10 protein-coding genes are annotated in these 12,737 nt (G+C 58.2%); 3 read left to right on the forward strand and 7 right to left on the reverse strand.

What is annotated here, in order from left to right; all coding sequences use genetic code 11:
• Positions 1 to 22 precede the first annotated feature (22 nt).
• Both ACR0B0_RS18110 and ACR0B0_RS18115 read left to right on the forward strand, forming a co-directional pair.
• Positions 23 to 1,255, forward strand: a complete 1,233-nt coding sequence (locus ACR0B0_RS18110) for a mandelate racemase/muconate lactonizing enzyme family protein (RefSeq protein WP_480648998.1) — start codon at positions 23 to 25, stop codon at positions 1,253 to 1,255.
• Positions 1,256 to 1,368: 113 nt separating this feature from the next.
• A complete protein-coding gene (locus ACR0B0_RS18115) occupies positions 1,369 to 1,656 on the forward strand; it encodes an ArsR/SmtB family transcription factor (RefSeq protein ID WP_170351829.1) in 288 nt (95 codons plus the stop codon).
• On the opposite strand, the gene ACR0B0_RS18120 is transcribed toward ACR0B0_RS18115, so the two are convergent.
• Complete coding sequence (locus tag ACR0B0_RS18120) at positions 1,653 to 4,649, reverse strand: ABC transporter transmembrane domain-containing protein (RefSeq protein WP_480649032.1); 2,997 nt, start codon at positions 4,647 to 4,649, stop codon at positions 1,653 to 1,655. The two genes, ACR0B0_RS18115 and ACR0B0_RS18120, sit on opposite strands and share 4 nt — an antisense overlap.
• Positions 4,650 to 4,893: 244 nt before the next feature.
• On the opposite strand from ACR0B0_RS18120, the gene ACR0B0_RS18125 reads away from it, so the two are divergent.
• Entirely contained in the window at positions 4,894 to 5,253 is a 360-nt protein-coding gene (locus tag ACR0B0_RS18125) for a DUF3307 domain-containing protein (protein WP_425081593.1), read from the forward strand.
• Between the two features lie 13 nt (positions 5,254 to 5,266).
• Here the strand turns inward: ACR0B0_RS18125 and ACR0B0_RS18130 are convergent, their stop codons facing one another.
• The 6 genes from ACR0B0_RS18130 to ACR0B0_RS18155 all read right to left on the reverse strand — a co-directional run bounded on the left by ACR0B0_RS18130 (position 5,267) and on the right by ACR0B0_RS18155 (position 12,722).
• On the reverse strand, positions 5,267 to 5,998 hold the full coding sequence (locus tag ACR0B0_RS18130) for a hypothetical protein (RefSeq protein WP_480649000.1): 732 nt from the start codon (positions 5,996 to 5,998) through the stop codon (positions 5,267 to 5,269).
• Positions 5,999 to 6,050: 52 nt separating this feature from the next.
• Positions 6,051 to 7,355 (reverse strand): NAD(P)/FAD-dependent oxidoreductase, encoded by a 1,305-nt coding sequence (locus tag ACR0B0_RS18135; RefSeq protein ID WP_170351792.1) that lies wholly within the window; start codon positions 7,353 to 7,355, stop codon positions 6,051 to 6,053.
• The gene (locus ACR0B0_RS18140; protein ID WP_170351793.1) at positions 7,352 to 8,026 is read right to left on the reverse strand and encodes a TetR/AcrR family transcriptional regulator; all 675 of its coding nucleotides are present in this window, start codon (positions 8,024 to 8,026) and stop codon (positions 7,352 to 7,354) included. Before ACR0B0_RS18140 ends, ACR0B0_RS18135 begins: the two co-directional genes overlap by 4 nt.
• Entirely contained in the window at positions 8,027 to 9,580 is a 1,554-nt protein-coding gene (locus ACR0B0_RS18145) for a trimethylamine methyltransferase family protein (RefSeq protein ID WP_170351794.1), read from the reverse strand.
• The gene (locus ACR0B0_RS18150; RefSeq protein WP_480649002.1) at positions 9,580 to 11,982 is read right to left on the reverse strand and encodes a GcvT family protein; all 2,403 of its coding nucleotides are present in this window, start codon (positions 11,980 to 11,982) and stop codon (positions 9,580 to 9,582) included. Before ACR0B0_RS18150 ends, ACR0B0_RS18145 begins: the two co-directional genes overlap by 1 nt.
• A gap of 110 nt (positions 11,983 to 12,092) precedes the next feature.
• Positions 12,093 to 12,722 (reverse strand): glutathione S-transferase family protein, encoded by a 630-nt coding sequence (locus ACR0B0_RS18155; protein WP_170351796.1) that lies wholly within the window; start codon positions 12,720 to 12,722, stop codon positions 12,093 to 12,095.
• Positions 12,723 to 12,737 lie beyond the last annotated feature (15 nt).

Here is a 12,737-nt window from a genome sequence, read left to right on the forward strand (position 1 = left end):
CCATCCAAGGGGAGGACACCGGATGAAACTGCAGGACCTCGACATCATCGTTACCGCCCCACCTGCGCCGGGCTGGGGTGGACGATACTGGATTTTAGTCAAAGTGACGACAGATACCGGGATCACCGGCTGGGGGGAATGTTATGCTTCATCCGTCGGTCCCGACGCGATGCAGCACGTGATCCGGGACGTGTTCGAACGGCATATGCTGGGCGAAAATCCCGAAAACATCGAGTTGATGTTCCGCCGTGCTTATTCCAGCGGCTTTACTCAGCGTCCCGATCTGACTGTTATGGGCGCGTTTTCGGGGCTTGAGATTGCCTGTTGGGACATTCTGGGCAAGGATCGTAACCGCCCGGTCTATGCCTTACTGGGTGGGGTGATGAACCAGCGCATCCGGGCCTACACCTACCTTTATCCCCTGCCTCAACATGATCTGTCCGACTTCTGGACTTCACCCGATCAGGCCGGTGAATGCGCGGCCGAGATGGTGCGGCGTGGCTTTACCGCTGTGAAATTCGACCCGGCAGGCCCTTACACGATCCGCGGCGGGCATATGCCTGCGATGTCCGATATCTCAATGTCGGTCGCGTTCTGCAAAGCGATCCGCGAGGCCGTGGGGGACAGGGCCGACCTGCTGTTCGGCACCCATGGCCAGTTCAATACCGCAGGCGCGATCCGGTTGGGTCAGGCGCTGGAACCCTACTCTCCGCTGTGGTTCGAAGAACCCACCCCCCCCGACATGATCGAGGATATGGCCCGCGTCGCCCGCAACGTCCGCATCCCTGTCGCGACCGGAGAACGTATGACCACCAAGGCCGAATTCGGCGCGGTACTGCGTGCCGGGGCTGCCGAAATCCTGCAACCCGCCCTTGGCCGCGCTGGTGGCATATGGGAGATGAAGAAGGTCGCCGCCATGGCTGAGGTGTTCAATGCCCAAATGGCACCGCATCTATATGCCGGACCAATCGAGTGGGCCGCAAATATCCATCTGGCCGCGTCGATCCCAAATCTGTTGCTGCTGGAGACCATCGAAACGCCTTTCCACGATCAGCTGATCAAAGGCACTTTGCGTGTCGATGATGGTTTCGTGACCGCCCCAACCACACCCGGCCTTGGGATCGAGGTGGACGAGGACCTGGCCCGTGCGCATCCCTACACCGGCGACGGGCTACATTTGCAAATGCAGGAAGAACCTTGCGACTATGTCAACGGCAACGCCTTTCAAGGGGGTGCGCCAGCGACCGAGGGGTGACAACCAAACCGGTTTCAGGGCATATTGGTCCAACTCTATTGCGAACAAACAGGCTGCGTGTGACCCCCAAAGCCCAAGACACCGAAGGCGCACATTCTGAAAACCCCGCGGACATGAAAGAAAGCGCCGCGCGGGCTGCGGCGTTTCTGAAAACACTGGCCCATGAAGGTCGGCTCATGATCCTGTGCCATCTGGGCGACGGCGAAAAATCAGTGGGTGAGTTAGAGGACCTGCTGCAAATCCGGCAGGCCGCCGTCAGCCAGATGCTGGCCCGGTTGCGGCAGGAACGGCTGGTGTCCACGCGAAGAGACGGCAAGACCATCTATTACTCGCTGCAGGACGGCAACACCGCGCAGGTCATCGGGCTGCTTTACGAATTGTTCTGTAAGCCCAAGATCTAGTTCGAAACGTACCCAGCGATCACCTGCATCAGCTTGAATGCGGTAGCGGCATCGTTTTCGACCACCGCCAGGAATTCCTCTTCCCCGATCCGCAAGCAGGACAGTTCCGTCTCGGCAATCATGCTCAGGGCGCGGGGCTCCTTGCGGATCAGCCCCAGTTCCCCCACCAGTGCCCCCGGCCCCACTTTTGTGATCAGTTGATCCGGGCCTTCAATCTGCGGCAGGTACAGCCCGGCCTCGCCTTCAAGCACCACATAGGCCCCATCTGTGGGTTGGTCATCTTTCAGAAACACAACCTCGCCCGGCTTGGCATCGAACCAGCGCGCACCAAAGGCCAGCAGGCGCAACTGCCTGCGGTCAAGACCGGAAAACAGCGGCGTCTGTTCCAGTGCGCGCAGCTTGCGCGCCAGATCGGCTGAGGCGGCGCTATCCTCTTCCACGGCATCATACCCTCCGTCCGAGACCACACGACCTTGCCGGATTTCGACAAACATGTCGAATACATCCGGATTTTCGAACTGGTCGTTCAGATAGATGACTGTCGTGTCGGGCAGCAACTGACGCAGGTTTTTGTAAACAGCAACTTGTGTCGCCATGTCATAGCTGGCGAGCGCGTTTTCCAGGATCAGGATGTCCGGCTTTTTGATCGTCGCGCGGGTAAAGGCCAGTGGTTCGGCAAAAACGGCAGGCAAGTTCTGACCACCGATTGCGACCGGGACGTCATAAATCAGTTCGACCACCAGCGGGCGCGCGCCATTGTCGTCCAGCACATCGACAATCAGCTTACGCGCCTCGTCCGAACGACCGCCCCCGATCTGACTGACTTTGCCGAACAGGGCGTTTTCCATAACGGTCAGACCCGGCGCAAATGCCGTTTTGTCCAGCGAGACGAAAACGTCATGCAACCGCCCCAGCAATTTCTCGGAATGGCTGTGACGTAGTTCGAGGATTCGGTTCTTTAACTCATCGGTAAAGGCAGGCCCAATCTGTTCCGCCGAAATCACGAATGGCACCGCCAGCAGATTGGCCAGTTGTTCGTCATCCAGACCGGATACGCCCTCATTCCTGGTCCGCTCGACCAGTTCCAGCGCGGCCTCATAGGTTTGCGCCTCAAGTCCCAGCTTGCGGAACAGCGGGTGGTCGGTGCCGTCCAGACCAAAGATCTGACGCAGCATCTCGATCACATCGCGGGTCAGACCAACCAGTGTTTCGTCCAACCCCAACTCGCGCAGTTGTCCCAAAAAGACCGTTTGACGCGCCAGCAATTCCTGCGTGACCGGCACACGCGGCGTGGCAAACAGCAGGTTTTCCACCACCGGCAAGGCCGGGTTGTAAGTGTCGCGATCAAACACCAAAGCTTGTTGCTCCAGCCCAGCCTTTTGCACTGCCTGTTGGACCAAGGGGCGCAGCTCGACCAGTTTGCTGGCCAATTCCGGGTGTTCAATCGGATCAAACACTTGCTCTGATCCACGCTGGAACAAAGCCGCCCCCGACCCCATGCCATCGATCAGGTGCAACCACCAATCGCGCAGCGCGTCGGGGCTGTCCAACCCGGCCTGAGACGGGTCAAGCCACTCGGCATCATACGGATCGGCGCTGTTGCCTGCCCGCTGTGTCTCAGCAAAATCAGGGTCGTCGGACTGCGTTGTCAGCGGCCTCTGGCGCATCGGCATCATCACATTGTCGCCCAACGTCCCCTGAAACATGACCGGGCGTGACGAGGCGTAGCCGATGCGCGCGGCCACCACACTCTGGTGCAGGTTCGACAGGTTTTCGCCACCAATCTCGACCCGACCCGCGCTGGGCAGGATTTCCCTCGTCAGCAACTCAGCAACGGCGCGCCGGTCCTCTTCGCTGGGGGCCGCAATCCCAACAGTTTGTCCGCCCTTAAAGGTAAGGTTCAGATCATCCAAAACCTGATTGCCATCCATATCCCGAACCGAGACCCGATCCAGCGCGATATCCCCATTCAGATGGGGTCGCGTTTCGGGTTCACCTTCGAACAGCTTTTCATCGGGCATTCCCGGCGGGGCAAAACGTTCGACTACCACGTCCCATCGCAGCGACATGTCTTGCGTCTGGTTGTAGTAGGTCAGCAGCTCTTTCCACGGCGAACTCAGGTCCTTGTACGCCGCCAACGCCGCCACCAGCGCCCCCAGCGAGACTGACCCCTGCAATACCAGAAGGCCGCCAATCAAATAGAACATGAACGGCGTCAGCTGCGAGATGAAGTTGTTGATGAACTTCATAAAGAACTTTTTCTGGTAGATCTCGAACCGAATGCCGAATAGCCGTCCCAACTGTTCCGAGATCATCGCCCGGCGATAACGCCAGCCGCCATTGGCCCGCAGGGTCGAGGCCCCGGCGGCATTCTCGCCAATTTGCGCGGCCAATACGCGGACTTCTTGTATGCGTTTCTTGTTCAGTAAGTTGATCTGACGCTGCAGCTTGGGAATCAGCCACGCCTGCAGCGGTATCAAGGCCACAGCGGCCAGCCCGAACCAGACGCTTTGCAGGAACAGGAACGACAGGATCGTGATCATCTGTCCCGCCTGCAGAACCGGCTGGCTGATCGCATCGCCCATAAGCCCACCCATAGGCTCGCTTTCGGCGGTGATCATCGACACCATTTCGCCCTGGCTGACCCGCTCGAAATACGGTTGGGGGAAACGCAGGGCGCGGTTGATCAGCTGATAGCGGAACCGGCGCAGCATCCGTTCACTCAGCACGCCCTTCATGGTGTTGATGCGCATCTTCATCAGGCCATGCGCCAGCACCGCCAGTAAGAACGCGCCGCACAGAATAATCAGGAATGTGGTTTGCGGTACTTGATACCCCAGAACATCCACAATCGGGCTGGCTGCACCAATGGCATCGTTGATAATGCGCTTGGGCAGTTCCAGTGTCAGATACAGCAGCGGGAACAGCGTTGACGTCACGGCCAGCAGGATCAGCTGATCGCGTTTTGAGTACTTCCAAATAAACCGGAAAATCGAACGTTCTATGGATCCTGCCCCTGTTTTGAATCACCGATCCGATCTTGAAGAAATTGCGGCGCATCCAACACGCTGAATTTACAGCATTCGTGACCACTGACGCAAATAGTTTCCAGTTTGCACATTAATTCGCCATGTGTGATCTAGTTTATTTGCGCCGCACCAGTTTAGCCCCTAGAGTTCGCTTTAGGACGATATCGGGAGAAACAATTTGACCGCCAGCTTGGGCGCAGTGTTGTTGATGCTCTGCTTGTTGCAGATCAAACATATGTTCGCGGATTTCTACCTTCAGACACCCAAAATGCTATCGGGTCGTGGTGAGTATTTTCACTGGGGTCGCGCGCAACATGCCGGCGTACATGTTATCGGATCCGTTATTGTCTTTGTGCTGTTCGGTGCGCCTTGGGCTTTTATTCTTATAATTGCCGCCCTGGAATGGTTCGTACATTTCAACATCGATTTTGCCAAAGCCAGTTATTCTGACAAGAAAAAACTGATGCCAACACAGGCTGCTTTCTGGCGCGCTGCGGGTCTGGACCAGTTGATGCACAACCTGACCTATATCGCGATGGTCTGGGCCTGGGCGAAATTCGCCACCTGATCTGTTGGCCGTTTCAGTCGAAATCTATCAGGGCTGACGCGCGATAGGCTGCCAGCCATTGCTGATCCAACGCATCAAGCTTGCTAGTGTCGAACCTGTCCGCAACTTCCCAATACCGCCCCGAGGGCACGTGATACCCCAGCTCATTTTCCGACTGGACAATGGTCTGCATCGCGTCGGTTTCGGGTAAGTCGTCTCTTACAAGATCACCGATCCCGACGGACGGAAACAGCAGGCGGCTCTCCCCTTTTGACAGCCTGACGACCTGGCATCCCTGATCTGCACCAAACAGCGCCAGGCGCGCCGATTTAGCCTCGAGCGACCGCAAAGTGATATCCGTACGCAAAGGATCAGCCTGACCGGTTCCGTAGAAATGCGTCTTCCCGGTATCCGGGTAGATCATGTCACAGCCGAAAAAGGCCAGCACCGCAGGCCTTAGCGCCGCCAAGGCCCAATAGCCCGCGGTAAACGCCATCGTTCCGCCAGCGTAGACAAACCCACCAAACCCATTTTGCGCCGGTACATAGTCCTGCGCCGTGATGATCCGCTGATGCGGGGCAAGTCCAGTTGGATGGTTTGTTATCGGGAAATCTTCGGGGTGGATCAGAATGTCCCAATCTGGCCGGATGCGCCAGGCGTTATTGATCGCGACAATATGGGTAAAGGGATCGCGCGCCCAGCCTTGCGCGGCCAAGGCGCCGGGCGCGCTGCCCAGTATCAGAACTCGGTTCGATGGTTCAGTCATCCAGGACCCCACAAACGGTTCCTGGAAAGACTAGAGCTGTTTTGCACGCAGGCTAGCCCAGAACCGAAAAACTGCTTTCTTCGTTGATCGGACGTTTACGCGAGTAGAACCCAACATCGATCATCCGCTTGATATAGGGCAGCTCGAACTGCAATGGCTGCGCATCGTGATCCGCCCCACCCTCGCAATAGTTGATCAGGGCCGTCATCATCTTTCCTGCGATCGGCGCGTTCTTGTACTGGTTTCCACTGGTGCCGCAGGCCATGTAGAACCCCGGCAGGCTGGATTTGTCATAGATCGGAATCCAATCGGTCGACGCATCATACAGATCAACCACCCCACGGGTTTTGGACGGGATGCCAAGGCTGGGCACCCGCTGGGCATAGCGCATCGCCTGCGTTGTCCACTGGTCGGTGAAGTCGTGGTTGTAGTGTACGTCATCCTCGCACCACTGATGCGGATCGCATTCGGGATCTTCTGAACCCACGAGGATATGATTGCCATGTTCAGGGCGGCAGTAACACGCGATATCGCTGTCCGACACGATAGTACCGTCATTTTCGAAATCGAATCCCTCGGGCGCGGGGACGTGAACCACTTCCTGTCGCAGAGGGCGGGTTTCGATGGTCATGTCATCCAATACGCCAGCCATCTTGTTGATAATCGCTGATCCTGGTCCAGCGACGTTTACCACGACCTTGGCGTGGATTTCCTCGCCCGAGGCCAGTTTGACCCCGGCCACGCGACCACCTTCCGTCAGAATTTCGACCACCTCGGCCCCGGTGCGCACTTCTGACCCATGCTGTTTGGCGGCATCCATCAGGTTCTGCGCCGACAAGGCCGGGTCGGTAACGTATCCGGCCTGCGGCCAGAACACGCCGCCCTGCATCTTGCGCCCGTTCGGCTGGCCAAATTCCGGGTCCTCCATGCGTTTGGGCGGGGTGAAGCTGTCCAATGAATAAACCGGCAGACGCTCCGTGATTTTTTCAGGCGACCAATCTTCGAACGGGCAATCCAGATCCGCACTGTTTTTCATGTGCTTTTCCAGCATCCCGTTGGCTTCGGTCTTCATCACCAGACATCCGGTTTCACGAAACTGCGCCAGATTGGCATCTGCTGGCAGGCCCAGATATTCGGCCCAGTCGCGCCAATAGTGATAGCCTTCCCACGCAAAGGCCGTGCCATCAAAGGTCGAATAATGCATCCGGATGATCGCGCAGGACCCGGCGGTCGAGCCGTGACCGACCTGAGCATTGCGGTCCAACGACAGAGTTTTCCACCCGGCCTTGGCCATCTCGAACGCGATGGCCGCGCCGATGACACCCGTGCCAATGATAATTGCGTCTGGTTGACTCATTCTGTTGCTCCCTCCCAATAGCGCTTTGAATAGGCACTGAATTCTTCGACTTCTTCGGGCCTGGGTTCGACTCCGGTGAAGACGTAAAGGTAATGCGACACCAGCGACAGCCGCGTTTCCATCGGCTCATTCAACTGCGCCAGATCGTACCCGATTTGCATGTAGTACAACACGCGCGCGCGGGTTTCGGCCTCGATCTCGGGATACCCATACCGCGCGAACATGGCGTGCAACGCCTCAAGCCGCCGCGCGTCCGATTGATCCAGGGCTCGTCGCACCTTGCCTGACTTGCGTGCCCAGTCGCGCACGGCGAAATCCAGCGCCGTATCGAAGAGGTCCGTGTTCACCACGCAGCGATGCACATTGCAAACCGCAGCGGTGATGGTATCGGCAGGTTCTTCGGCCTGCGCAACCAGCGCCGCCGTATTGGTTGCCTGCCAGCGAGCCAGCAGCGCGTCCAGCAATTCCTGCCGGGACTTGAAATACCAATAGAAAGATGATCGCGACACGGCCATCCGCTCGGCCAGGTTCAGAACCTTGATCTGGTCCACCCCGTCCGAGATCAGCACGTCCATCGCCACGTTCAGCCAGTCGTCGCGCGTGACCTTGATGTTGCCGACCAGCGGTTCGGCCTTGGGATCGTCCCTATGCAGGATCGGTTTTGTGTTCATTCAACTCTCCGGTGGTGCGCCGCCTTCAGCCGTACGGCGTGCGATGAAGTCCTGCAAGTCACCCAACCTGTCGCTGTCCCCGGCAGGGGCTTTGAAATCGTTCAGGATGGTCTTCCAAACGTCCGTTGCACGGTGATTGGCGTCGATTGATCCGCGCTCGGTCCAGGTGCCAAAATTGGCATAGTCATGCACATGGGGCTCGTAGAATTCGGTATTGTAGCGCTCCATCGTCTGGCTGGAGGCAAAGAAATGCCCGCTGGGTTCAACCTCTCGCAGGGCGGTGTCATAACCGATCTCGGCCGTGCCCGCTTGTGCGCCAGCACACAGCTCGGCCACCATATTCAGCACTTCGGCGTCACAGATCATCTTTTCGAACGAGACCGTCAATCCACCCTCCAGCCACCCGGCCGAATGGATAATCACCGTGGCCCCGGCCATCAGACACCCCCAAAGGCCAAACTGATTTTCATTCGCGGCCTGAACGTCGTTTACATTCGACGCCGACCCGGCGGCGGACCGCCACGGAAGGCCCAGATGCCGCGCCAACTGCCCCGCCGCCAGAGACGCCTGGAAATGCGAAGGCGTCCCAAACGCTGGAGCCCCCGATTTCATGTCCACGTTGCTGGTGAAGGTCCCATAACACACCGGCGCGCCGGGATTGGTTAGCTGGGTCAGGGTAACCGCTGCCAAAGCCTCGGCATGAGACAGCGTAATCGCCCCGGCCACAGTAATGGGTGCCATCGCCCCCATTAGCGTGAACGGCGTGACAATCGACATCTGACCGTGGCGGGCAAAGTCGATTAGACCTTGCGCCATAGGGATATCCAACGTCCGCGGACTGTTGGTATTGATGATCGTATAGCTGTGCGGGGTGGCGCGGAATTCATCGTCCGGCAGGCCACGCGCAGTGGTCAGCATCTCAAAACAATCCATCACCTGCGGCGTTCCGCGAGAGTAGAAGAACGGGAACTTGTCAGTCAGCTCCATCTGCGCCTGCGTGGTGAAATAGTGACGCAGGTGGGTCGGCACGTCCTGTGGTTCGACCTGCGGCGAAATCATCTGGAACACATCAAAGTGGTGCGTAAGTTTCAAAAAATCCAGATAGTCCTGCCCCGTCGCAGGGCGGCGCCCCCGTTCCAGATCAGTGGCATTCGGAGCCCCTGCCCCTGGTTGAAACACAAGACTGCCCAGTTCCAGCGTGAAATCACGACGGCGCGCGCCAGCACGGCAATTGATAGACTTGGGGGCTGACGCTATGGCGGCCTCAACGATCTCTCGACCGATGAAGACCATTTCACTGTCTTCTTCCACCCGCGCGCCTGCTTTGTCGAAAATTTGGCGCGCCTCAGGCAGCAGAACCTTGATCCCCAGCTCCTGAAGCGTCCGCAGAGCCGTTTCGTGCATATCGACGATCTGTTCCGCCGGGAATACTTCCATCAATGGAAACGGATTACGCAGCTGGCGGTAATTCACATCGCGACTTGGGGCAGGCGCGGCGTCTGCACCGCGTCCACGACGCCGCCTGCCGCGCTCGGATGTTTGCGAGATCACCATCAGCCCCTCATCGCCTTACCGTTCGGATCGTATGGGGACGGCGCGATCACACGCGCGGGACGTTCAACGCCAACCACATGCACAGACAACTCGGTGCCCGGGGCAGCCTTGTCGCGGTTGACCAAAGCCATTGCCAGCGACTTGCCGGTATAGTGCCCATAGCCGCCCGAAGTTACGAAACCCACTCGGTCTTCGCCCGACCAGATCGGCTCGTACCCGCTGGCGTCAGCGTCCAGCGCGTCTATTTCCAGCGTTACTTGCACTTGCGCCGGGCCGTTTCTGTCACGCTCGGCCAATGCGGCGTCTTTGCCGACGAAATCCTTATCCCAGTCAATCCAGCGATCCATTCCTGTCATCCCCGGCGTGTAGGCCTGGGTGAACTCCGCCGACCAGATACCAAAGCTTTTTTCCAGCCGCGTCGACAGCATCGCGTTGAAGCCGCATTCGCGAATACCTTCATCCTCCCCGGCCTCAAGCAGCATCCGGCGCAGCGCAATATGATCGCCATAACGGCAGTTGATCTCATAGCCTTTTTCGCCTGTCACCGACATACGCGCGACGCGGGCGCGAACAAGGCCGATATCGAATTCATCGCAGCCCATGAACCCAAGACCCGAGATATCCTGTTCCGCCAGTTTCTCGACCACTGCCTGCGATTTCGGCCCTACCACAGCGAAACCGCAATACTCTTCGCCCAGATCACGGATATTGACGCCGTCGATCATGTGATCGTCGAACCAGCGCATATGCCAGGCGCGCAGATAATAGCTGCCCATGATCCACCAGGTGTCGTCGCCCCAGTTAAGAACGGTCAGATCCCCTTCGAGCCGCCCGTCCTCGCCCAGCATCGGGGCCAATTTGGCACGGCCCGGCGCGGGGAGTTTCGATGCCATGACCTTATCGAGCCAAACCTCAGCATTGGGGCCGCTGACCTCAAACCGCGAAAAGCCCGAGATATCCAACAGGCCGACGCCTTCGCGGATCACCTTGCATTCCTCGGCCACGATGTCGTGAGCGTTTGATCGTTTGAGCGTCGGTGTTTCCTCAAACCCTTTCGGCGCGAAATACAGCGGCACTTCCAGATCCCAGCTAACACCCCATTTGCAGCCGGCCTCTGTCATTGCGTCATGGGCGGGCGCCATCTTCAGCGGACGGCCCGCGGGCAGTTGCTCATTCGGGTAGGTCATTACGAAACGGCGGGAATAGAACTGCCCGGTGGTTTCGCGGATATAGCGTTTGTTCTGCGCGAAATCACCATACCGCGCCACGTCCATCGGCCATGCATCCGCCTCAGGCTCGCCATGGATCATCCACTCGGCCAATGTTTTGCCAACGCCGCCGCCCTGCAAGAACCCGGCCATCACCGCGCAGGCCGACCAATAACCGCGCTTGCCCGGAACGGGTCCGACCAGCGGGTTACCATCTGGCGAGAAAGTAAACGCCCCGTTTACCCACGTCTTGATCCCCACGTTCTGAATCGACGGGTATCGCTCAAAGCCCAGCGTCAGTTCGTTTTCAATCCGATCCAGCTGTTCTTGGAACAGCTCTTCGCCGTAATTCCACGGTGCGCCGTCCATGGCCCAGTGTTCGTGATCAATCTCGTAGATACCAACAAGGACGCCCTTCTGGTCCTGCCGCATATAGGTGAACCCTTCGAGGTCGACGGTCATCGGCATCTCGAAATCCGCCTGCGCCACTTCAGGCACCGTGTCGGTAATCAGATAGTGGTGTTTAAGCGGCGAGACCGGCAGTTCGATGCCAGCCATGCGGCCCACCTGTTTGGCCCAAAGCCCAGCCGCATTGACCACATGTTCGCAAGTGATCGTGCCTTTGTCGGTCACCACCTGCCAACCATCCGTGGTTTGGATCAGCTCCTCAACCTTGGTTTCTTCGTAATACTCGGCACCACGTTTTCTGGCCGCCGTTGCATAAGCCTGCACCGTGCCGGTCGTGTCGATATAGCCCTCGCGGTCCGCCCACATAGCACCCAGCACGCCGTCGGTGGACATGATCGGGCAACGGCGCTGCGCCTCTTCCGGAGACAGCAACTTGCAATCCTCAATGCCGATAGACTGAAAAATACGGTAGTTCGCCTGCAACCACTCCCACCGTTCGGGCGTTCCAGCCAACGTCAGGCCACCGGTCATGTGCATACCGATATTCTGACCCGATTCCTTTTCAATCTCACTAAGCAGATCGATGGTATACGCCTGCAGCGAGGCCATATTTGGGTCAGCGTTCAACGCATGAACCCCTCCGGCAGCGTGCCAGGAAGATCCCGATGCCAACCGCCGCCGTTCCAGCATCACCACATCCGACCAGCCGAACTTGGCCAGGTGATACAGAACCGAGGCGCCCACAACGCCGCCCCCGATAACCACAACACGGTACTGAGATTTCATCCTGCCCTCCCAACATGGCTTGGGCAGAACGCTAGACCCACTGTTCACTTCTGTCTAGACATTTCTGTACAGTTCTACCCGCACCAGATTGTTCGACGAATTTCTCTGGTTTAAAGCTGCGCGCTGGGCCGTGTGCTGACCTTTTCGAACCAAGTCAGCGTTGCCGAATTTTCCTGCGGTATTCGCGTCTTGATCACTCGGGCAAAGTCAACAAAGACAAATGTTGAGATGTCAGCCAGCGTAAACTCAGACCCGGCGATATAGGGACTTTCCGCCAATCGCCTTTCCAACAGATCGAAAAAATATCCAACCCGCGCGGCACCTCGTTGCGCCAGTTTAGGAATTTGAGCGTGATTCACCGGACCAGGAATCGCCCTGTCGGCAAAGGCGGGATGCGTGTTGCGCAAAGTTTCGGCAATGGGCGCGCCGCCTTGCTGTTCAACGATACTGTTCCACATCAAAACCAGCCCTTTTTCATCCGGGGTGCGCCCCATCAAAGGCGGCTCGGGAAATCGGGCCTCGAGATAGGCCGCGATGCCAAGGTTCTCGGTCAGTGCCGTGCCCTCATCCGTGATCAGCACAGGAAGGGTCGCGTTCGGGTTGATCGCTTTGAACGCATCGCTCAGCTGTTCGCCTTTGCCGATCGAGACCTCGCGGGTTTCGACCTCCAGCCCTTTTTCTGCGATGAACATTCGAGCCCGGCGTGGGTTCGGGGCGGTCTTGCAATCGTAGAACAGCATGGGATGCTCCTGTGT

The sequence above is a fragment of the Ruegeria sp. BA12 genome (assembly GCF_056539625.1).